The 22,972-nt window shown below is 45.4% G+C and carries 17 protein-coding genes and 1 pseudogene; 11 read left to right on the top strand and 7 right to left on the bottom strand.

Annotated features, from left to right (window positions below):
• Window positions 1-266 precede the first annotated feature (266 nt).
• Window positions 267-1,385 (bottom strand): tetratricopeptide repeat protein, encoded by a 1,119-nt coding sequence (locus QUA56_RS30845; RefSeq protein WP_333366018.1) that lies wholly within the window; start codon window positions 1,383-1,385, stop codon window positions 267-269.
• Between the two features lie 647 nt (window positions 1,386-2,032).
• Entirely contained in the window at window positions 2,033-3,148 is a 1,116-nt protein-coding gene (locus QUA56_RS30850) for an SPFH domain-containing protein (RefSeq protein ID WP_333366021.1), read from the bottom strand.
• A gap of 318 nt (window positions 3,149-3,466) precedes the next feature.
• Here QUA56_RS30850 and QUA56_RS30855 point away from each other — a divergent pair, with 318 nt between their 5' ends.
• The 7 genes and pseudogenes from QUA56_RS30855 to QUA56_RS30885 all read left to right on the top strand — a co-directional run.
• Window positions 3,467-3,787, top strand: a complete 321-nt coding sequence (locus QUA56_RS30855) for a DUF433 domain-containing protein (protein WP_015178791.1) — start codon at window positions 3,467-3,469, stop codon at window positions 3,785-3,787.
• The gene (locus QUA56_RS30860) at window positions 3,780-3,953 is read left to right on the top strand and encodes a hypothetical protein (RefSeq protein WP_333366023.1); all 174 of its coding nucleotides are present in this window, start codon (window positions 3,780-3,782) and stop codon (window positions 3,951-3,953) included. Before QUA56_RS30855 ends, QUA56_RS30860 begins: the two co-directional genes overlap by 8 nt.
• Before the next feature lie 142 nt (window positions 3,954-4,095).
• Entirely contained in the window at window positions 4,096-8,865 is a 4,770-nt protein-coding gene (locus tag QUA56_RS30865; RefSeq protein WP_333366026.1) for an SMEK domain-containing protein, read from the top strand.
• A 124-nt stretch (window positions 8,866-8,989) separates the two neighbouring features.
• Window positions 8,990-9,340 (top strand): type II toxin-antitoxin system RelE/ParE family toxin, encoded by a 351-nt coding sequence (locus QUA56_RS30870; RefSeq protein WP_333366029.1) that lies wholly within the window; start codon window positions 8,990-8,992, stop codon window positions 9,338-9,340.
• Entirely contained in the window at window positions 9,337-9,633 is a 297-nt protein-coding gene (locus QUA56_RS30875; protein WP_333366032.1) for an XRE family transcriptional regulator, read from the top strand. Before QUA56_RS30870 ends, QUA56_RS30875 begins: the two co-directional genes overlap by 4 nt.
• Window positions 9,615-9,947, top strand: coding sequence for a type II toxin-antitoxin system ParD family antitoxin (locus QUA56_RS30880; protein WP_333366035.1), 333 nt, complete (start codon window positions 9,615-9,617; stop codon window positions 9,945-9,947). The genes QUA56_RS30875 and QUA56_RS30880 overlap by 19 nt, the downstream gene beginning before the upstream one ends.
• Window positions 9,948-10,036: 89 nt before the next feature.
• A pseudogene (locus tag QUA56_RS30885) lies at window positions 10,037-10,252 on the top strand (type II toxin-antitoxin system RelE/ParE family toxin); the annotation flags it as partial.
• 29 nt (window positions 10,253-10,281) lie between these two features.
• Here the strand turns inward: QUA56_RS30885 and rlmD are convergent.
• Entirely contained in the window at window positions 10,282-11,694 is a 1,413-nt protein-coding gene (gene rlmD, locus QUA56_RS30890; protein ID WP_333366038.1) for a 23S rRNA (uracil(1939)-C(5))-methyltransferase RlmD, read from the bottom strand.
• A 910-nt stretch (window positions 11,695-12,604) separates the two neighbouring features.
• Between rlmD and apcD the strand changes: the two genes are divergently transcribed.
• Window positions 12,605-13,090: an allophycocyanin subunit alpha-B gene (apcD, locus tag QUA56_RS30895; RefSeq protein ID WP_333366041.1), complete on the top strand. Its 486-nt coding sequence runs from the start codon at window positions 12,605-12,607 to the stop codon at window positions 13,088-13,090.
• Between the two features lie 127 nt (window positions 13,091-13,217).
• Here apcD and QUA56_RS30900 read toward each other — a convergent pair whose 3' ends face one another.
• Window positions 13,218-13,601, bottom strand: a complete 384-nt coding sequence (locus tag QUA56_RS30900) for a hypothetical protein (protein ID WP_333366044.1) — start codon at window positions 13,599-13,601, stop codon at window positions 13,218-13,220.
• Between the two features lie 188 nt (window positions 13,602-13,789).
• Between QUA56_RS30900 and QUA56_RS30905 the strand changes: the two genes are divergently transcribed.
• Window positions 13,790-14,191 (top strand): helix-turn-helix transcriptional regulator, encoded by a 402-nt coding sequence (locus QUA56_RS30905; RefSeq protein WP_006634106.1) that lies wholly within the window; start codon window positions 13,790-13,792, stop codon window positions 14,189-14,191.
• A gap of 461 nt (window positions 14,192-14,652) precedes the next feature.
• Here QUA56_RS30905 and kaiC read toward each other — a convergent pair whose 3' ends face one another.
• The 3 genes from kaiC to QUA56_RS30920 all read right to left on the bottom strand — a co-directional run bounded on the left by kaiC (window position 14,653) and on the right by QUA56_RS30920 (window position 17,790).
• Window positions 14,653-16,215, bottom strand: coding sequence for a circadian clock protein KaiC (gene kaiC / locus QUA56_RS30910; RefSeq protein ID WP_333366047.1), 1,563 nt, complete (start codon window positions 16,213-16,215; stop codon window positions 14,653-14,655).
• A 143-nt stretch (window positions 16,216-16,358) separates the two neighbouring features.
• Window positions 16,359-16,673, bottom strand: a complete 315-nt coding sequence (gene kaiB / locus QUA56_RS30915) for a circadian clock protein KaiB (protein ID WP_333366051.1) — start codon at window positions 16,671-16,673, stop codon at window positions 16,359-16,361.
• Window positions 16,674-16,854: 181 nt separating this feature from the next.
• A complete protein-coding gene (locus tag QUA56_RS30920; RefSeq protein WP_333366054.1) occupies window positions 16,855-17,790 on the bottom strand; it encodes a circadian clock protein KaiA in 936 nt (311 codons plus the stop codon).
• A 396-nt stretch (window positions 17,791-18,186) separates the two neighbouring features.
• Between QUA56_RS30920 and QUA56_RS30925 the strand changes: the two genes are divergently transcribed.
• On the top strand, window positions 18,187-21,405 hold the full coding sequence (locus tag QUA56_RS30925) for an ATP-binding protein (protein WP_333366057.1): 3,219 nt from the start codon (window positions 18,187-18,189) through the stop codon (window positions 21,403-21,405).
• A gap of 572 nt (window positions 21,406-21,977) precedes the next feature.
• On the top strand, window positions 21,978-22,862 hold the full coding sequence (locus QUA56_RS30930) for a tetratricopeptide repeat protein (protein WP_333366060.1): 885 nt from the start codon (window positions 21,978-21,980) through the stop codon (window positions 22,860-22,862).
• Window positions 22,863-22,972: the final 110 nt, after the last annotated feature.

Consider the following 22,972-nt stretch of genomic DNA (forward strand, 5'->3'; position numbering starts at 1 on the left):
TGACAAGCGAATTTCAAAGGTGGTACCCGCCACGCGATCGAACCGTGGAATCAATCCAAAATCGAAAATCTAAAATCTAAAATCGAATGACTGCTGACTGCTGACTGCTGACAAGCGAATTTCAAAGGTGGTACCCGCCACGCGATCGAACCGTGGAATCAATCCAAAATCGAAAATCTAAAATCCTCAAGCCCCCGGATTTATCCGTGGAATCAATCCAAAATCCAAAATCTAAAATCTAAAATCGAATGACTGCTGACTGCTGACTAACAAAACGTTTTTCCTAACAACTTTTGAAAGCGCTTGTTTTTGTGCAAAGGCTTTAAGTCCGGGTCGGTTTGAGCTAGGCTGAGATATTTGGCTCGGTTGAGTTCGATCGCCCTAGCAATGCAATCTACAGCTAAAGTTGTTTTACCTTCCCAAGCATAGCAATAGCCTTTGTTGTAAATGCCGTTGGCGTGGTCTGGCTTTACTTCCAGGGACTTATCGATGCTTTTGTGAGCTTCTTTGTATTTGCCAATTTTAGCTAAAGCGTAGCCCCGGTTGTCCCAAGCTTCGTAGTTTTGGGAGTCGCAAACCAGGGATTTGTCGTAGGATGCGATCGCCTCTTTCACTCGTCCCAAACGCCGCAGTGCTAGGGCGCGGTTGTTCCAAGCGTGGGTGCAGTTGGGATTGATTTCTACGGCTCGTTCGCAGGCCTCCAAACACTCTTTTTCTCTGCCCAACTTAGCCAGCATATTGCCTCGGTTTACCCACGATGACGCATGGTTAGAGTTGATGGCGATCGCGCGATCGAAACTGTCTAAAGCTGCTTCCGCTTTTTCCCAAGCCATGAACCCGCAGCCGCGGTTGAACCACACCTCTGGATCGTCTGGCTGGATGCTGATAGCTTGGTCGTAGCTGCGAATTGCTGCTTTAAAGCGGCCGAGCTCGATCAGAACATTGCCTCTATTGGCGAAGGCTTTGTAGTAATCGGGGTTGAATTCCAGAGCGCGTTCGTAGCAGTTGAGAGCTTCTGTATACTTTTTGATGAATGCCAGAGAGTTGGCTTTGCCCTCCCAAGCTTCGTAGGAGTCAGGGTAGTAGCCCAGCATTCGATCGAAGTTGGCCGAGGCTTCTTTGTGCTTGCCCCATTCTCCCAAAACAATGCCTCGGTTGAGCAAAGCCTGACGGTTTGAGGGTTGGAGGTCGATCGCGCGATCGAAGTTTTCGATGCACTCTGGGTAATGCTTCAGGTGTCCGAGGGCCAGGCCGCGGCAGCCCCAGGCGTCTGTGTAGTTGGGGTCGAGTTGCAGCACTCGATCGAACAGGGCGATCGCCCCTTCAAAATCCCGAGAATGCAGCCGCTTGACTCCTTGCTCGAATAGCGCCTTAATCTCTTTCATAATCTGCCAATTATCGCTCCCTAAAATACAGACAACTACAGATTTTGCCTAAATTTTGTATTTTTACGCTACCACGATCGGCGCACAAGTTCTATATTCCAGTTATCTGCCTCTCTCAATATTAAATTAGTCTGCTTCGCCTACTTATATTTTCAATTGTCAAACGGTTCGGCAAGAAACTGTTTTTTCGTATAAAATAACACCTATATTTTTGGGATGGGGATGCGATTGAGCGGGTGAGTTGCTGATATTTTTATCGTCGGAATTCAACGTATCTTATGTTAAAGGCTTCTATTTTGAACAAACAAAACTGTTCTGTAAGGAACAGTTTTTTGGTATAAGTTTACACCTGTTTTTTTTGACATTGGCGATGCGGTCGATCGCCCCAATTACTGACATTTTGATTGTCAAAAATCAGTCACAAGAAACATTAATTCTACAGTTGCTATTTCAAAACCATTGTATTTACTGAGTTATAGCTTTTTGTTGCTCGCGGTCGGGGTGTCTGCATCCGATTTTAACAGCTACCATTCCCACCGATCGACCTACAAGTCATCTAAGTACAAAAAAGCAACTCCGGTATTATCAAATACCCGTAGTCGGATTTTGGTCAGGCCGTTAAGTTCAAGGGAAAAAACCCTGTTTCCTCACGCATCTTGAAAGATCCATTTTTGGTCGCCGATCGCAATTTCGCAGCCATTTGGCAACCAAAAAGGCTCGTTAGCAGCCAGCCTCTGCCCACCGACAAAAGTGCCGTTGGAACTACCGCTATCGACAAGCTGATATCGCTGTTTGCCAATTTCGTCAGTGGCCCGGCGGATTTGAGCGTGGTAGCGCGAACTTTGCGGATCTTGCAATACTAAAGTGTTGGTTGGTTCGCGTCCAATTGTAAAGGGATTGGCTGTTAGGGCGATCGCCTCTCCAGAAAGTTTGTAGATTAAATATGCGGTTGTTTTGCGATCGCTGCTTGCGAGTACCGTCGGTGCAAGTTGGGGAGGATTTCTCCCAGCAGGAAGGCTGTTTTGAGCAAGTTGTTGTGTCAGTTGTTGTAAATCTCGATCGAACCCTGCTGTTGTGTCTGAAGCTGGAAGACTTGCAGGAGAATTACCTGAAATTAAGTTTAACTGCTGTACGGGAGATTGAGGAACAATCGGACGGCCTGCTTCGGCAATTCTCATTTGCAGGGCGGCCGCATTTTCTGCTTCCTGTCGGGCACTCATTCCCTCAACTTGGCGAATAACTCCGTTTGTTTCGGGAAAGCTGACATCGCCAATTCGCACGTCTTCTAAGTTAAAACCTAGAGTATAAAAATCTTGGACGCGATCGAGCAAATTTTGCCGCAGCAACAGCCGTCCTTGACTGATAAGCTGTTGTAGGGGTATTTGCCCGATCGCTAATCCCATACAATCCTTAACTGCACTTGCTAAAACAGCTAGAGGATCGGACAATTCCAAAGCTACCCGTTTCGGATCTATAACTTGATAAATAACAGTCAGAGTGGCATCAATTAAAAACCGATCCTTAGACAAAAAATCTCCGTGCGACTGTACATCCAAATTGCGGAGTTTGGTGTCTACGATGACAATTTGACACTGTTCCAGCAGGGGAAGGGCGAAGCTGAAATGCCGCCCGGATTTCAGGGTACGCACGGCGCGGCCGTTTTTGACCAACAAACCCGTGTAACCCGCCCCTATAAAGTCCATACTAAACCCGGCCCAGCGTTCTGGAGTCACGGTTTGAATCAGGGGAGAAGCGTTGTTCATGGGAGGGAGTTGAGGGAGGGAAGATTCTAATTTTAGGGTAACAAATTGCTGGGGGCGAGCGATCGGGCGGTGTGCCGGTTCAGCAACCTCTATTCTATACTTCTGGACTCCACCCGATTCAGGCCGGACTGGATCTAGTTTTTATCTAGTTGGTGGTGAGGGCGATCGAAATACTGTTCGTAGGGTGCGTCAGATCCTTCAAACCTGTTGAAATCGAAATAATTAATGTCTAACGCACCCTACAATTTGGTTTAACGGTGACTATTTGTGCTAATATTAAAGAGATTAAAGATTACCAATTAATAGCCTTTAACTATAATGTCTAAGGAATCCGTCATCACAGAACATATCGAAATTACGCCTGGGGTACTTGGTGGTAAGCCACGCATTGCTGGCCATCGAATTGCTGTAGCACACATCGCCGAAATGTATCTGAAAATGGGAATTTCTATAGAAGAAATTGCCGGCAAGTATGACTTACCACTTGCCTCAGTTCATGCTGCAATGACCTATTATTACGATCGTCGAGAAGAAATCGATCGTCACACTGCTGAAAGTCGAGCTATTGTGGAAGAATTAAAGCGTAATAGTCCACCATCTCCGTTACAAGAAAAATTGAGGGCAATAAGAGGTGAGTGAGCAAATTCGTTTTCATTTAGACGAACATATTGACTCTAATATTGCGCGCGGTTTACGTCGTTACGGGATAGATGTTACAACAACAGTTGATGCGGGGTTGCGTACTAAAAGCGATGAGTCACACCTGGCATTTATTTGCGAACAGCAGTTTGATTTTAATTTATGAAGTCTATACACCTGAAGAAATGATCGGAAGGATTGAATATATTTGACATGATTGTAAGGCGATCGCAATGCAGGGAAAATAAGGGCGATTCCCTGTAAGGTACAATAATAACCAGAAGTAAATCAGTTTCTGAATATAGAGTATGAATCTTGAGAAATCCCAAAAGAGAATTAACTACTTGATGTCTCTTTTCGTAACCCAAATAAAAGGTTGTACGGCAATGGGTCAAACAGACCTTAACAAGGTGGCTGAAAGTATAATGATACCTATCATTGCTGAGGTTTATGAGTATAACAATCTGAAAAATTTGAATTTTACAGAAGGGAGTAACTTCCCCAGCATTGATTTAGGTGATGAAACGGCAAGAGTAGCTTTTCAAATTACAGCTACGCCTGGTATTGAAAAAGTTAAAGATACATTGAGGAAGTTCATTGAACATCCAGACAAGCTATACGAAAAGTACGACAAGTTAATTATTTATATTTTGAGAGAAAAGCAAAATTCTTACTCCCCTACAGAGATCAATAAAATAATTAATAGAAAATTTAATTTTGACCCACAAAAAGATATTTGGGATTATCGAGATATCCTTCAAGTGGTTTCTAACTTCCAAATCGATAGGGCACGCAAAGTTGAAAAGATTTTAGAGGAAAACTTTGGCACAGAAAGAACACAGCCCGATCGGGAGGTAGTCGATAAGGTTGAGCTGATAGTAAGCGAACACACCCAGCTATTTATAGGACGTTCTAAAGAAATTGAAAAACTCGACAATTTTTTAGCTGATAATTCCAGTGGTGTCCTCCTTATGACTGCTAGTGCTGGTTTTGGTAAAACTTCACTGTTAGCTAGTTGGTTGAAAATACGGCACGAACAAGGCTATTTTATTGCTCATCATTTCTTTAGCCAACGGTACGATCGAACTCGCTCTGCTAAAAGTGCTTATGGGAATTTACTACAGCAAATTTATACATATAATGAACGATCTTATGAGCAAATACCTAACGAAATAGATGAGCTAAGGAAAGCACTATATAACATATTAAGAGAGCCTGGAAAGGAAGAAAAGCCATTAGTCATTCTCATAGATGCTTTGGATGAATTAGATAAAACAGATATTCTATTCTCACCACCCTTTCCTACTCCTTTACCTCCGAATGTATTCGTCATTGCTTCAGCGAGAGCCTCTGAAGGGGAGAAGCCAGAATACTTGTCTGGTTGGACAAATGATATTGAGCCAATACACCTCGATCGTTTGCCCCGTTGTGCGATCGCAGACTGGTTAAAACAAACTGGTGACGGTGAGTTAGCAGTATTTGCCGAAGATACAAATTTCGTTACCCAATTAGATGAAATTACTCAAGGCTTTCCACTTTACCTGAATTATCTAATTGATGAGTTGAGTCATGCTGCAAAACAGAAACAAGATATACGACAACTATTGGCACAAACGCCCAAGGGATTTGAGAACTATGTCAAGCAGCAGTTAAAGCGCTTAGAAGAACTAGATTTGCCCTGTGAAAGGTGGCAGTTTTTTGCACTGTTGGCAGTAGCGAAAGGCGCACTTGAAAAACAAGATGTTAAGGCAATTACGGGAATGCGCGATCGCTCTTTACGCCAGTTGCATCAGTGTTGGCAAGTAACGCGCTGGATGAGGATTTCCGAAGACAAGCTTTACGCTTTTGCTCACCCACTATTGGCAACGACATTTGCCGCTAAATTAGGTGATGATGCTGAAGATGCTTTACAGGGTTTGATAAAATACTGTAGCCAATGGCAGGAAAATTATAGTAGTTATGCCTTGCGATATTATGCAGAACATTTAGGGGATATAAAGCAGTGGAATAAGTTGTATGACTTAGCACGTAACGAAGACTTTAGTATTGCCCAACGAGAACACTTGCCAGAGCAAGCTGATTTGCCTTTAAACACAGTTCAGACAGCCTTATTAGCTGCTGCTATTGAAGACAAACCAGGAGAAATGGCAGAGTTTCTGCTAGTACACGCACGGCGACTGTTGCAGACGAAGGCGAAAGATTCACCCCTTGCAGCACTGCGAAAAGGCAGTTTGGAACGCGCTTGGAAGCTGGCAGATTTGTATGAAATTGAGCGCTGTGTATTGTGGTATTTATTGCTGGCTTTGGAATTGAAAGATACAGGCAAATTGAAAGAATCACGCGAGACACTGAAGCGGTTGCAACAGAAGGAATTGCCTCGTTTATCCACTCATCCAGCTATTGATTGGCAAAGCGAGTATGCTGCTTACCTACTCGCGCATCTTTTTGACGTGAGTGAGGATGTCTGTACTGTTTTGCAGCAAAACCTTTTGGAGAATGTCTACCGCAACATTCTGTGTCGAGATATTAGCGATCGCGGTAACTTTGCTGCTGCCATAAAAACTGTGTCGGGTATTAGCTCTAACTTGGAGCAAATGTTGGCATTGATAAATATAGCAAAGAAACAGGTTCAAAAAGGGGATGGAGAAGTAGCTGCTTCTTTTGCTAATGTTCTTGAGATCGCACACAAACTTCTGCCAAACTGTGGGGTTGAATTTTTGATTGGTAAAATAGCAAAAACTCAAATAGAACTGGGGTATAGGGAAGCTGCACGATTTACCTTAACTGAATCTATTGAAACAGCATACAAGATTGAAAACGAACAGCGTCGAGTAAATGCAATTGTTGCTCTAGCACATATTCAGGTAGAATTAGGAATGGTTGCGGAAGCTCGCGACACCCTTCAAAAAATCGAGGGGCGATTGGAAGTTGAAGATTGTTATTGCTTAAAAAACTTAGCGGAGTTACAAACAAAACTAGGACAGAGCGAGAAAGGGCGAGTCACATTTACTCAAGCGAAAAGAATAGCACATGGTATTGAGGATGAAAAAAGTAAAGTCGATTCCCTGCAAAAAATAGCAATAGCGCAAGCTGAGGCTAGGGAATTTAACGATGCAATTGAGACGGCTCAAGAAATCGAAAGCCAATGGGATAAAGCTGATGCTTTGCAACGCATTATTTCAGTACAAATAAATGCCAAAGATTTTCCTGCTGCTATTGCAACCGCAAATCAGATTGAAGAACCCCTAACAAAATCACGATCTCTGTGGATAATAGCTCATGCCCAAGTCTCGTCAGGAGATTTTACTGCGGCACTCAAGACGGCTGAAAAAATTGAGATTGAATCAGATAAAACAAATACTTTGGTAGTTATAGCTAACGCCCAAGCCTGGGCAGGTGATGTTACGGCAGCGCTCAATATCGCTGAAAAAATTGAGGATCAATTCCAACAAATAGATATTTTAGTAGCAATAGTAAAAGGACAAGCAAGAACAAAAAATTTTACGGCAGCACTTGAAACGGTTGAAGAAATTGACCATCAATTGGCTCTGACTGAACAGGTGATGGGCGAGATGCGATTAAACGTCACAAGAGGGGAAGTTTCTCTTCGTAAAACTGCTGAAGAAATTAAGAATCAGAAGCAAGGAGAGGCTTTGTTAGCAGTAGTGGAAGCTCTGATAGAGATTGGGGATTTTACTGCCGCCATTACAACAAAAAATAAGATTAAGGATAAAAACCAACAGCAAGAAGCCCTATCAGCAATAGCAAAAGGATATGCCAAAGCACAAAATTTTACTGCTGCTTCAGAGATAGCTAAAGAAATAGAGAGTCCACCAACGCGAGCCAAAACTTTAGCAGTAATAGCAGAGGCACAGGTGGCAGATGGGAAAACTGAAGCAGCACGAACTACTTTTGCTACCGTTCTTCAAGCTAAAAAAGAACCAGAAATATCAATTTCATTTTTGATGTCTTCAGCCTTAATAGAAGTAGCCGGAGTCCAGGTAAAGAACGCGCAAAAAAAATTAGGAGCAGCTACTGCCAGTATTGCCTGCGAAATTGCACAACATATTGATAATACTGCGGAAAAAGCAAATATATTAGCGAGAATAGCACGGATATTGGTAGAAGCAGAAAAGATAGAAGAGGCGAAATCTATCTGCGCTCGCGCCCTTGAAATTGCCAAAAAAATTAGTAATAACCGAGAACACCATCGATCGCAAACTTTCACATTAATAGCACAAGCACAGGCAATGATAGGAGACTTTGACGACGCTCTTATAACCATGCAAGAGATCCGTATTCCATCGTTCCAAGCGGATGCACTAAAAACCATAGCGCATTTGCAAATCTGGCAAGATTCACAACAAATAGAAAAATTCAAGAGAATCCTCAGTAATGCTCATGAATTCTATGAAAATGCAGATGTTTCTCTTTTCTTATTTTTGTCAAACAAGGTAGATGTTTTGACGACTATAGCAGTGGCACGAGCAACTGTTGGAGAAACCGAAGCAGCCTTAGCCACCTTAGCCGAACTGCTTGAGGCTGCATTAGCACAAGAAAGCCAGAAACGCAATGATGATTTATTCACAATAGCAGCAGCATATGCAGAAGCCGGAAAGCTTGTCACTGCCCTTAATATTACAGACAAAATTGAAGATGGATGGCTTCAATTCAGGGCGCTATCGAGAATAGCCTGGGAGCAGTTCAAAAAAGGAGAAAAAGAGGCACTGTTAAAAACTTTTGATGCTGCTCTTCAGGCTAAAGACAAAATTGATGATGAAAAAAAGCGCGTAGAATCGTTAAGAGCGATCGCCCAAATACAGGCAATGGCAGAATTTGGCGAACAGACAGTGAAGACGGTAGAAGCAATTCTTATTAACCGCAATCAATATATTCCAAAAGTTGCTGCATTCCTTGTTGAAACAGGCGATAGGCAAAACTTCAAGAAGCTATTAATTCCCTGTGCTTACTACTTGGATTCCGCTTATGAAATGTGTGGATATTTAGCGCGTCTGTATCCAGAGCAAGCATCAGCAGTGGCAAAAGTTTTGAGCGAATTGAATGAAGGGGAGCAATAGTGTGCGATCGCACCTAAACAAACCAATCTAACTCAAGGGCGATCGGCTCTAACCCAAACCACAAATACCTAATCTTCATCCCCTATGTTACAATTATTACAGTGTTCGATTCTCAACAAACCTGATGACAATCAAACCGATTCGGTGGGTTGGTGCTGCCCGCGAAGAAATCCAATCTCTTCCTGAAGATGCCCGAAAAGAAGCTGGTTTTGCACTTTGGACTATCCAGCAAGGCATACCACCATCAGATTTTAAACCCATGTCGATCGTAGGCAAAGGCGTTGAAGAAATTCGGATTCGGACAGAAGATGCCTATCGGGTATTCTATATTGCTAGATTTGAAGAAGCTATTTACGTTCTCCATGCGTTCCAGAAAAAAACCCAGAAGACAGCTCAGAAAAATCTCGAAGTTGGACAGAAACGCTACCAGCAACTTTTACAAAATCGTTTGAATTTAAGAGAGTCTGAACAATGAGCGAAAATACCATTACCCAAGCCGCTGATAATATCTTTCTAGACCTCGGATTTTCAGCCCAAGAAGCTGATAACTTACTAATCCGATCGCAACTAATGCTAGCCCTGCAAAATCAGATTAAACATCACGGTTGGACTATTGACCAAACGGCTCAACATCTCAAACAGTCAAGCGACGAAATCAAAGCTTTGACTCAAGGTAAAATTGGGCAGTTCTCCGTTGATACTCTGATTGTAATGCTCAACCAAGTAGGGATGACTGTCAAAATCGAAATTTGCCCCAAGGTAGCTTAGGGCGATCGCCTACAATAGAATCAACACTCCTCATCTCAAACACCATGCAAATTGTTTTGCCACCTGAAGTCGAAGCCCTCGTGCAGCGCCAACTCACCAGCGGCAAATACAACAGCGCGATCGACGTTATCCTTGCAGCCATTCAACTACTCGAACAACAGCAAGACATTTATCAAGGACGACTGCAAGAACTCCAACAAGACGCACTGATTGGTCAGCAAGCATCCCAACGCGGTGAAGTCGTAGACGGTGCAACCGCAATAGCACAAATTCGAGCTAATTTGCGATCGCGTTACACTTCCTCAGAAGCATGACTCCACAATTTCGCCTCACCCAACCCGCAATTCAAGACATCGAGCAAATTGCAGACTACATCGCTAGTTGATCGGGACTCGATCGAGCCGATCGCTTTTTAAGCAATCTTGACGCTAAATTCGCCAAAATTGCTCAATTTCCCAATATTGGACGACAAAGAGACGAAATTTTACCCTTGCTTCGCAGTCTCTCCACAGACAACTATCTCATCCTCTATATGCCGATCGGACAAAATGTAGAAATCTTTCGAGTTGTCAGTGGTTATCGAGATTTATCCGCCCTGTTCACCGATGCTGATGATTGAATTTAACTAAACAACGATCGCCCTTTCATTCACCTCACCAAAAAAGCCGCACACTCAACATGAGAAGTCTGAGGAAAGAAATCCGCCGGCTGCACTCGCGCTAACTTATAATCCCCATTTTCGCACAAAATCTTCAGGTCGCGAGCCAAAGTAGCAGGCTTGCAGCTAACATAAACAATGCGATTTGGCTTGATTTCCTCGATCGCTTCCAAAACCGCGCGATCGCACCCTTTCCTCGGCGGATCTAGCAGCACAATATCCGGTGTCAATCCCAAGGAAGGCAGCAAACTCTCTACAGTTCCCACCTGAAACTCGACATTTCTCAAGTCATTTAACTCAGCATTTAATTTCGCTTGTTCGATCGCCGCCGGTTGCACTTCTAAACCTATCGCTATTTTTACTTGTTTTGCCAGGGGTAAAGTAAAAGTTCCAATTCCGCAGTAAGCGTCAACCAAAACCTCGTTGCCCTGCAAATTCAATTCCCCTACCATCACCTCTAACAATGCTTCAGCAGCCTCTGTATTTACCTGAAAAAAAGTATCCGCTCTTAGCTGAAAATTCATCCCGGCAAAGCTTTCTCGCAGATAAGAACGACCGGCAATGCAGCGAGTTTCTGCACCAAAAATCACATTAGTTTGAGCCGGATTTATATTCAAACAAACACCTGCAAGTTGAGGATATTGTTTCAGCCACTCTGATGCTTGCTCTTCGAGTCCCGGCAAGTCTCCAGTCCGAACTATTAAAGTTAGCAGCATCTCGCCGGTGCGCCGTCCGATTCGCAAGGACAAGTGACGCAATTCTCCTGTATGTTTCTTTTCGTCGTAGACAGGCCAATCCCGCCAGTGGATGTCTTCTTTGACTTCCTTTAACAAAGGATTGAGGCGCGGATCTTGCACCGGACACTGATTGAGATTGACTAATTTGTGCGTGCTTTTTTGATAGTAACCCGCTTGAACTTGACCTGTCGCAGATATTGCCACGGGATAAGTCGCTTTGTTGCGGTATCCCAAAAATTGGGGAAATCCCTCGATTTTTCCCGTTAAAATTTCATCGACTTGCAGATTGCTAAATCCGCCAATCCTTTCTAAGGCTTGAATGATTTGATTTTGCTTGGCTGCAAGCTGATATTGATAGTCTACGTGCTGCCACTGACAGCCGCCGCACTTGTCGGCGACAATGCAGTTAGCTCGGATGCGGTGTTCGGATGTTTCGAGAAGTGTGTCCAGCTTGCCTGTAGCATAGGTGGATTTGACTTGCACGAGGCGGACAAGGACTCGATCGCCCGTCACGGTATCGGGCACAAACACTACTAACTCACCAAAACGACCAACTCCGTCGCCGGTGTCTGTCAAGTCGGTAATCTCTATCTCAATCAGTTGACCTTGCTGGCAAGGGTTTGCCAATTTCGTCGAGTTTGGGGTGGGGAATTTAGATTTGGTCACAAGTAGTCGTGGTAGGATTTAATATGGTAATGCAATATCGCTCTCTCTTTCCTGAGAGCCAGTCGTAGCGAAGCGGGGCGTAAGCCATCGCACTCAAGCTCAATTGCAGGCTGTCTTCCTGCTGCTGAACGTCTTGCTGCTAAAGCCAAGCTTCAACCGGGGAGTCGAGCTTGCCGCGAGTTGCCTCGATCCCGTCGGTGCGATAGGCTGTTGGGGCGATGTAGCAAAAACTCGTTAAACAGTCAAAGTGTCTGCCGACATCCAAACTCTCAGTCGCAGTTTTTGAGATTTTCCCCCAGTACCCTGGAACACAAGGAAACTGGCTTGAACATCAAGCATAACGCTTGGGGAGATTTACCCTCTACTTCTAGGATTGATAAATGTTAGGAGCAAGGCGAGTCTGCGAACCAAGAATCCCGTCGCCAACAGATGGGAATGTTTATTAATGTTATCCTCAAATTTGAATAACAGTCAACGACCCAGGTCTAAAGACACTGGGCTTCTAGCCTAAGACTTAAACCACAGTTGACCAGACTAAGTACCTTGTGTACTACGTTAACGGTAAGAGTTTAAGACCTACCAAGGAATACGAAGCTAGTTCCTTGCTCTAGAAATTTAGGATTAAACAGATTTATTGGGTTAAGTCAGTGTCCTAAATATAGTACCGGCCGTTAACTTTGTCGAAGCTAACATCACCCCGAAAGGGAGGCTCGAAAGAGCAAAACCGTTATGCGATCGCGGGTTGCGAAATTTGAGGTAGTAATGGTCAAGAGTGAAACTGCATTACATTCATTACACTCCCATCAAGCAATCCCCGTTTAATGGAAAGATTAACGGCGGTTGAAACCGCCCGCGTCGTTTCCATCTCAGCCCTGAAGAAACTGAGTTTCCCACTTACCGAGTTTTTTTTATGAGCGTAGTTAGCCAATTTATTCTCCAAGCCGACGACGAACTTCGTTATCCCAGTACCGGCGAACTCCAAAGTATCAATGATTTCTTTAAAACCGGAGAACAGCGGGTGCGTATTGCTACTGCGCTGTCTGACAGTGAGAGGAAAATTGTTGAAGAAGCTAGTAAAAAACTCTGGAAAAAACGACCTGATTTTATCTCCCCTGGGGGCAATGCTTACGGCCAGCGCGAACGGGCTTTGTGTCTGCGCGACTACGGCTGGTACTTGCGCCTGATTACTTACGGTATCTTGGCGGGTGACAAGGAGCCGATCGAAAGCATCGGTTTGATTGGCGTTCGGGAAATGTATAATTCTCTGGGCGTTCCTGTTCCTGGCATGGTCGAAGCTATCCGCTGTTTGAAGGAAGCTTCTTTGGCTTTGCTCGATCAGGAGGATGCTAAGGAAGCAGCTCCTTATTTTGATTATATCGCTCAGGCAATGTCTTAATTGCTTTGGTGATTGGTTTCACGGATGTGGCGGAGCATTCGCGGGTGGTTTTTGGGGTGATTTGATCTCGCAATTGCTCGCAAATGTTTCGCTTCTGTTTTTGGCAAGGAAATCTGCCTAATTTCTGCTAGGAAGCAATGCAGTTTAAGCTTTCCCAGATATTGAGTTCGTCTTGTCTTTCACTGCACATTTGATTTAAAAAGTCAAGTGTTTTTTGGAGGCATTGTTTTTTGAATTTCCGGCTGTCATACTGAATGGATGTTTTGAGCTGCGAGAGTTCTCGCAGGGTGGGGCAGGTTTGGATATGATGGGCGATCGCATTTTGCCATTCTTCCAGCCTGCGGTACGAGATAAATTGTCCCCCTCTGTCCCGCCGATGCACAAACACCACGAAAGCCCAGGATTCGACTCGCTTAATTTGATTTTGGCTGATTTTGAGCAGTTGGGCGATCGACCTGACGGTGATGCGGAGCTTTTTCGAGGGCTGGATGCGGCGAAACAGTGCTGTCATGGCTGAGTCACTCCTGAACTTGGGTGAGGTAGTTTGTGTTCGTCTTTGTATCTTACTATATCATATCATTCTACACGAATGCAGAGAAGTTGCAGTAATGTTTCTAAATGTGTAATGCTCAAACCCTGTGTGCTGCCTTGAGCAAGGCAAAAGTACAGCTAGCTTAAGAGTTAAATTGGATCTGTAAAATGCCGGGATTTCTTGACTTTAAGGCTGTCGTCGATCAGGAAAAACTGCGCCCTGTGCGATTTACGGATACGGGACGCGGTAGATTGGGCAAACTTCTGAAAGCAGCTAGAGAGATTCGGGGCTGGTCAATTATTGAAACAGAAATGGTCACAAAAGAATACGAGGCCGCTCTGTTTCGGACAGCCGGAGATCCTGTACCAAAAGATGTCGGTATTAGTAATGCTACTGTTAGTCGCTACGAACGCGGGAAGTTAGAAAGTTTGGATTGGCGATCGCTCAGTCTGTTATGCTTTGTGCTCAAGCCGATCGATCCGGTGACTGGGGAAGCCCTGGAACCGACAAATGCTTTATATATCGCGTGCGAACATCCCCCATACAACGATGCGAAGCTTTACGAGTAGTTGATTGCTGACATCTAGTATTGTTAATCAGCTTTTCAGGGCGGGCTAGAAGCCCACCCCACAAGCAAAATATTGAGTTGTTGTGCAACAGGCCGGAAAGCCTGTTCTTAACAATAGTGCGGGCTCGCGAGCCCACCCCACAAGCAAAATATTGAGTTGTTGTGCAACAGGCCGGAAAGCCTGTTCTTAACAATAGCGATCGGGAGTGAGTTATTACCGATCGCTCTTTTGTTTAGCAATTAAAGCTTTGGCTTGCTGCCACAGAGATTCAAATCCCTCCGCGATCATTTAAGTTAATAAATTGATTTATTGTTGGCGATCGCTCAATTGTTGTGACATCTTTTTAAGAAGTTTGACACTTTGGGCGATCGATCTCAAAACACAGCTACTCGGTGCGCGGTGTTCACCCGAAACAGCTATTCCGTGCGGGGTGCACACCCTAACCAACAGACTGCTGACTCTTAAAAATCTTCATCCTCTTCACCTTGCACCCCCTGGAGAATCCGCGATAGCTCACTCTTCTCATTAACCGTAATCCGAGTCGGAGAACCGCTGATAATCCGTTCGTAACCGCGGAACGAATCTTTAATTTGCGGCCCTCTTTCAGTAATCGTGTATTCCCGAATCCCTTTGTCGTGCCACGAACCGCGCATCTTAAACACATTAATTGCCCGCGACATTTCTCCTCGAATCTCTACATATTGAAGCATGATAATCGTGTCAGTAATCGTAGAAATATGCGAGTCCGTAATCGAATGAGAACCCATAAACTGGTCGCTTGTATTCGTGAAAAAGCCGGTTATTTCTTCCTGCTTCGCAAAACCCGTTACTCCGATCACAAATTGCCTGAAAGCATTATTGCTGACACCCCTAGCTAATGCCGACAGCGAGTCTATTGCAATTCGAGAAGGTTTGAACTCAGCAATTTCTGATTTAATAGTCTGCAAGTGGTCTTCCAAACCCGCAGATTCCGGGTAAGTACACAGCAGCTTCAGCAGTCCTTTCTGTTCCATTTCCTCAAAATCAATGCCCCAAGAATAAGCATTGCGGAACAACTGAGCTCGCGACTCTTCATAGGCAAACAGCAGCGCCCGATTCCCGTTCATACAAGCATTCTGCAAGAACTTGCTCACCAACAGCGTTTTGCCGGTTCCCGTCGCACCCGTAGCCAAAATAATCGAGTCTTTAAAGAAACCGCCCCCGCACATCTCGTCGAGAGTTTTATCGCCGGAAGAAACCCGCACGTTAGAAGACTTTTGAGTTAATCGCATCGCCCCCAAGGGGAAAATATTAATTCCGTCATTAGTCATAGTAAAGGGATATTCACCCTTCATGTGAGTTGTACCCCGCAACTTCAAAATTTCCATTGTGCGGCGGCGGCGTTCCCCTTCCAAAACGTTGCGAACAATCACTACATTATCCGACACAAACTCTTCCACCCCAAACCGCGCCACCGGGCCGTATTCTTCCAGCCGTTCGGTAGTCATAACTGTAGTTGCTCCTACTTGTTTGAGGCGCGCAACTAAGCGAAAAATTTCTCGGCGCACCACCGATGCAGCATCGTACTGCTGAAATACGGCCGTCACCGAATCTATAGAAACGCGCTTGGCTTTGTACTTGCGAATTGCGTACTGAATCCGCTCGATTAAGGCAGATAAATCAAAATTTCCCACGATATCCTGACCTTCTGGATCGGGGGAAGCGTCCAAAATAAATAGCTTGCCTTCATCGATCAACTGTGCCAAATCCCAACCGAAACTGCAAGCATTTTTAATAATATCTGTTGGAGATTCTTCAAAAGTTACGAGCACTCCAGGTTCGTCAAAATGGGTGATTCCGTTATAGATAAATTGTACGGCAAATAAAGTTTTTCCCGTTCCTGACGTGCCGCTGACTAGGGTAGTTCTGCCGATCGGCATTCCGCCGTGACTGATGTCGTCGAAACCCTCAATCATTGTGCGAATTTTTTGAACTCCTGCCGTTATTAATTTTTCTGGTTGCACCGTTTGACTAAGTTCATTCATATCGATTTTGTCAACTCTCAGTATTCTTTAGTTGTCACTCATTAACCGCAGCTCATGAGTCTTTATACCCAGTTTTTAGTTTGGACTTTTGCTCAATAACTAATGACTGCTGACTGCTGACTAATGACTGTCATCTGATTATCTTATAAATTCAGGTCTTCTTCGCGAAGTTCTTCATAGAGCAAATCTAATCCTATCAGAACTTTCTCGCGATCGGACAAATCGCCAATAATTTTTCGCACCGGCGGCGGCAGGATTTTGGCCAGCGTCGGGGTTGCCAAAATTTTGTCCTCTTCTGCTAGCTGAGGATTTTTGAGAACGTCGATGACTTTCAGCGCGTAGACTCCTTGAAATTCTTGTTCTAGGATGTCCTTTAGGGTTTTCAAAGCTCGCACAGAGTTGGGAGTATTCCCCGCAACGTACAGCTTCAGAACGTAGGTTTTTTTCAGAGAACTCATGAACTTTTTTAAAGGTTGAGTATTAGTTTCAGATGTTAGTTGTAGTTGTTATTTGTCTTGAATCCGCTGTTCTTTGTTATTTTATAATAATTTCAGCCTCACGCTCGCGCTGCCGAATCTCTTCTCCTTTCTTCTTTGTTAAATTCTCTCTTCTACCTTCTTCTTTTCTGCGGAATCCCTTCTACATTTTACCTTGTGATACCTCTTTCGGAATCGATCGCCTGTACATCTCGCACAGATGAGCGATCGCGTCAATCAGAGTCAAGCGGTAATCGAGCAATATTTCTTCGCTGCGCCCTTCTAATTTTAGCTGTTTGGCGAACTCGTCCATCAATTCCATGTGAATTTCCACAATTTGAGTCACAGCCACATCAGCAAAAAAAGCCAAATTCACAAATTCATCTATTTGATTGTTTACGGCAGGATCTTGAGAAAAATAATTCAAAACGATTTCGCGATAACTTGACTTGAGTTGCTCCAAAAACTTTTGCTTCTCTGACCCTGACAGATTTCGCAAAAAAATCTGGGAATTTCTTTTATAATACACACCTAAGTATCCTAATCGCTCCCGTAATTTTTCCGCAAGTCGGCGCTGCTGTCGGCTTAGCAAACTTTGAGCAGTCAATTGGGTCGTCGCATCGACCCTTGCGGATTGGTCATTGACAGGAACAGGAGTTGAAAGTTTGAGAAATTGTGCGATCGCCCGATCGATACCGGCAGCTATTTCGCTCGATCGACCGATTGCCAGTTGCACCTCCGCAGGGTGGTAAAAAAAAGCACAACTTTGCTCTCTTCTCTTCTCGGCGGTAATGGCTGCGGCCTCAAAACAATCTGAAGGTGGTACTTCTGGCCATCCATCCTCCCCCGGCTGGGGCGAAAAAATCACAGCAGGCAAAAAGAGCGATCGTTCTTGCAGCTTGCTCAGAAGCGATCGCAGATCCCCATTGTCCTCAAAAACCAAACAATCGAGGTGGTAATTTTGCTTCAGGAATCCCAAAAACTCCACCGCCGACTTAATGTGCGTTAAAGCATAGCGTTCGCCCTTCAAAAGCTCGATCGCAGAGCCTGCGATTTTCTCAGAACGGACAAAAATACCAATAGACAGTTGCGGAAGCAAAGCTGTAGGTGAACTAGCTAAGTTGCCCGAAAGTGCTTGATCGCTCAGAGTTGATATCTCCTTTACAAAAAACTTAACATTTTCACAATCATCTCAACATTTATTTTAACCAATCTTAACCGCAAAATAGGCAATAAGCTTGTAGCACATAAATAATCAAAATGTACTCTTTTGTTTGTGTGTCAAGCACCCTGAGCCTGATTTCTGCAATTAAGCTTAAGCCTTAAAATAATTGCTAGTCGCCTCAAATCAGGTGCAGGCATCGAACTCGCAGGTCTCGATGCAGAGCCCGGGCTAGATAGCGAGCTGATATAAAACAAATAAGATACAGAAATTCATAGCTACATTGGGTATCAAAAATATTACTGCTATAGATAGCAGACTCTCAGGTTTGTTATGCCAACCACCAGCCCCAGTCTCAAAAACTTTATCGAGCCAGTGCCGCTGTGCCCACCGACGGCGGCACTAGAATCGCTGCGGTCAATTTTCAGCCAGTGCAACTGCGATCGAGTCGCAGTTGTCAACGAACAGCTACAGCCCCTGGGATTAGTTTACCTCCGCAGCCTTTGGGCTTATGGAGCCGATCGAACAAACGACGGGCAGCTACCTTTGTCAGAAAGCCCGATCGCGATCGAACCAGTCACGGCATTACCCGCCGCTCTGAGCGTTAGCGAATTCTGGCAGTACCTGCAAACAGAGGCACTGAAAAACCCAGCCCTGACAAACCACCAAACCGCCGGCAGATCCTCAAACCGCCCGATCGCCCTGACAGATGCCAGCGGTAAATTTTTAGGAATGCTAGACAGCCTGAGCCTGCTGCAATTCGCCGCACTCAACAGCAGCTCGCTCGGCAGCCTCACAGAAGAGCCAACAGCAGTCAAAGAAATCGAATTAATGCCCGTTTCTGCAGCCATCGCCACCGCCCTAGACGCTCAAGTGCGCTTTCTAGAAGCAGGATTGAAACCCTCGGAAAACTTGAACTCCCTAGTCCAACTCCTCGAAAAACTGCCCCTGCCCCTGAGATTGCAAACCCCCACCGCACAAATAGTCAGCCAAAACGCAGCGTGGCGGATTTTGCTGGGAGCAGGCCCCGAACCAGTTCCAGAACCAGCAGCAAATTTGGGCAAACACTCGCCCCACAAACCCAGCCATTTAACAACCGAATACCAGAACTTGCAGGTAGAACCCATCACCCAAGAGTGTATGAGCCTAGTAGGAGCAAGTAGGGGCGATCGCGATTCAACCGCACCCACCAGTTGCCCGCTGCCCCTGTACGCCGCCGCCTCCCCCTCAACCTTAACCGCTCCAGCTTGGTGTCCCACCGCCGGCAAACCAGATACCTACATTTGCGAGTGTCCCGTACAAAAAGGCCAACAACGGATCTGGCAATTTGTCAAACAACCGCTCTCTGAGCAGCTAATTTTAGTAATGGGACAAGATGTCACCGAAGAACATTTAGTCGCCAAAGAACTAGCAGCAAAAAACGCAGATTTAATCCACCTCAACCGACTCAAAGACGAATTTTTATCCTGCATCAGCCACGAACTAAAAACCCCGCTCACGGCCGTCCTCGGTTTGTCCAGCCTCCTCAAAGATAAATTGATCGGAGAACTTAACGATCGCCAAACCCGCTACGCCAAACTAATCCATAAAAGCGGGCGGCATTTGATGACAATAGTTAACGACATTTTAGACTTGACCCGAATGGAAACCGGGCAGCTAGAACTAATTCCCGAATCGGTAGAAATAGCAGCCACCTGCAAAAGATCCTTTGAACAAGCCCAACAACTGCAACAGCAAGAAGAAAAATCCTCTCCCCAGCCGAGCAAAACAAACGCCGCAGCAAACGCAGAACCCTCCGCCCAAATCGAATTTACACTCGAAATAGAACCAGGGTTGAGCCACTTAATTGCCGACGAACTGCGACTGCGGCAAATGCTCGTCAACCTCCTTTCCAACGCTTTAAAATTCACCGAACTCGGCGGCAAAATCGGATTAAAAGTAAATGTTTGGGAAGGCTGGATCGCATTCACAGTTTGGGACACCGGCATTGGCATCCCCGCCGACAAACAGCACCTGATCTTTCAGAAATTCCAACAGCTAGAAAGCCCCCTCACCAGGCGCTTTCAAGGAACCGGACTGGGACTGGTACTGACTCAACGCCTCGCCCGTCTCCACGGCGGAGACGTTTCGTTTATTTCCTCAGAAAATCAAGGCTCTCAATTTACCCTGCTGCTGCCCCCAAATCCTCCGGGAAACAGCAGGGAAGAATCCGCAGTACCTGGAACCGACGAGGAAGAATTATTAAAACCCAAATATCAGATTCCGATCGCCAATTCTCGCTCTCGTTTAGTATTAATAGTCGAAGCAGTTCCCAAATATATCGAAGATTTAACCAACGTCCTCTCGGGTTTGGGCTACCAAGTAATAGTCGCCCGTTCCGGCACCGAAGCCCTGGAAAAAGCCCGCAGGTTCAGTCCAGAAGCGATTTTCCTCAACCCGCTGCTGCCGCTGCTGTCCGGTTGGGACGTGCTGACGCTGCTCAAGAGCGATCCAGATACCCGATCGATTCCGGCGATCGTCACATCCACCAGAGGCGAAAAAGAACGGGCCAGTGTCAACAGAGCCGAAGGCTTTTTGAGCTTGCCGGTGGAAGAACCCGCTTTGCGGCGGCTGCTGGCCGACTCGATCGGTCACAGTAATGGCAGTACCGCCAAAGTGAGGAGTTCTTTAACCGTGTTGTGGCTCAGCCCGCAAAACAGTTCCTCTCAAGGCTCCGCTTTACTGCTCAACCCCAACTACTGCCGGGTTTTAGAAGCAGACGACCTCGGCCAAGCAGAACTCGTTGCTCGAATTTGGCGGCCCGACGCGATCGTCTTGGACAGTACAAGTCAACTGCAAAACCCCTCAGCTTTTATCGAACAGTTAAGTCGGTCTCGAAATTTGGGTTCTCTCCCCTTGGTGACTTTAGACCCCACAACTACGCAACTGGCAAATCAAGTCAAAGGATTATCGGTATTTCCCTGTTTGGCTACCGGCAGTCCCGAGGACAGTGAAACTTCTGGCACCGGGTTGGTGGCCAGTGCGTTGTGGCAAGTGATTCAAGTCGCTGCTGGCATGAGTTGGAAGCCCAGCATTTTATTTGCCGACATTTCGACTTTACCCGATTTGCACCGCACTGCTGGGGGGAACCCGACGGGAGAATTGGAAAATCGCGCTCGATCGACAAAAGCCGAGATTCCGGTTCCCAATTCCCAGTTTTCTACTCCCAACCTTCAAGCTTTGATTCAGTACATCCAAACCGCAGGATTTCGAGGGTCGATCGCTCCCTGCTGGTCAGAAGTTTTGCAGCAGTTGCAATATCAAAGCGTTGACTTAGTTTTGCTGTGCTTGCGAGATGCCCCCTCAGAATCAACCGCTATGTTGCAGGCCCTATCGAACCTGCGGCAAATGGCAGTAAAACTGCCAATTTTAGTCTGGGACGATCGGTCTGCTGTAAATTCCGAATCCGAGGCGATCGACTTTCTGCTGCAAGAAGTATCTGCCAAAATTTTGCCTTCTTCCTTATCGGCAGCACAATTGTTAGAGCGAATTCAACAGAACATACAGGGGTAGCAGCGGTTCAGAAAAATTCACCCAATTATCTTTACAATTACTCATGACAAGCGAATTTCAAAGGTGGTAAAAGCCCCCGGCTCGATCCGTGGAATCAATCCAAAATCTAAAATCTAAAATCCTCAAACCCCCGGCTCGATCCGTGGGTCAATCCAAAATCTAAAATCTAAAATCTAAAATCGAATGACGGCGATACAGTAACTTGAGTCAACAACATTACTCTCAATGCTGACTTGCCAATTATTACTAAAAATCTCGATTTTATCGGCAATGATTTTGGAATTAGCGGCAACAATACTAAGCGATTTTTTGGAGAAGAAACGATGTCACCGATCCTCCGACGCTGACAACTCCTATTGTTAATTTTACCGATCTGAAAATTACCAACGGATTTGCTAAAGGCGGAAATGGCGGTATTTGAGCAGCGGCGAAGGTTTGGCAAATATTTTAGGAGTGCAAGAAGCTAGCGCGATCGCCATTAATATAATCTAGTCCTGCGAGGCTTTTGTGGAGAATTATGGGTTATCATAGGCGATCGAGAAACCTTTATATTTTTTGCTGGGGCTGATCGCGTGCCTAATCGGATTCCTCTACTATTATCTCTGCTACTCGCACTCGGTTTGGGGGCAGTGCCCGAGCCGGCTGCCTGTCAGGCACTCCTGCCTTACACCCTGCAAATCGACTCGGCCCAACTCGAACAAACTGCCTTGAGCCTTGCAGAAGAAGCCGTTCAGTTAGCCAGACTCCAGCAGTACCAACTCGCCGTCCCCAGAGCCGAACTCGCCACACAGTTAGCCCCCAAGAATGCTCAAACTTGGACTTTGTTAGGCAGCTTGTACCTTCAAGTCGAGCAGTTTGACAAAGGCATTGAAGCTTTGGTGCAAGCTCAATCTCTGTCGCCAGAAAATGCCTCAATTAAATTTGTCTTGGGAGAAGCTCACTTTCGGAAAGCAAACTATGAGAAAGCAGCCGAATACTTGCAAGCAGGATTGAAACTAAAACCAGACACTCCGGGCGCATTATTTGATTTGGGCAACGCTTTTTACAAGCTCAAGCGGTTCGATCGGGCGATCGTCCAATACGAAAAAGCCTTTGCTTTAGAAAAAAACCTTTGGCCCGCTATCAACAATATCGGATTAGTCAAATACGAAATGGGAGATGCCGATGGCGCTATCAAACGCTGGGAACAGGCGATCGCGATCGACAACAAAGCAGCAGAATCAATGCTAGCTCTAGCAGTAGCATTTTACACCAAAGGTGACAAAGAAAAAGGCTTCGCGATGGGAGAAGCAGCTCTGAAACTCGACAAACGATATGCTACCGTAGAATATCTCAAAGAAAATCTCTGGGGCGATCGTTTAATTGCAGATACCCAAAAGTTGCTAGCCACTCCCGAAATGAAAGCAGCACTGGCTAAAATTCAAGACACCCCACCCCCTGCCCAATTGTCGCCTTAATTGTAGTTAAGTTTGCAGTGAGGACTGAAGTGCTCAAAGCCTTTTTTAACTGAGAACCAACCATCTTATTCAGGACTAAGACCAAAAAATAGTTGAATGCACTATGGGTA

The organism is Microcoleus sp. N3A4 (genome assembly GCF_036701805.1).
Classification (GTDB): Bacteria; Cyanobacteriota; Cyanobacteriia; order Cyanobacteriales; family Microcoleaceae; genus Microcoleus.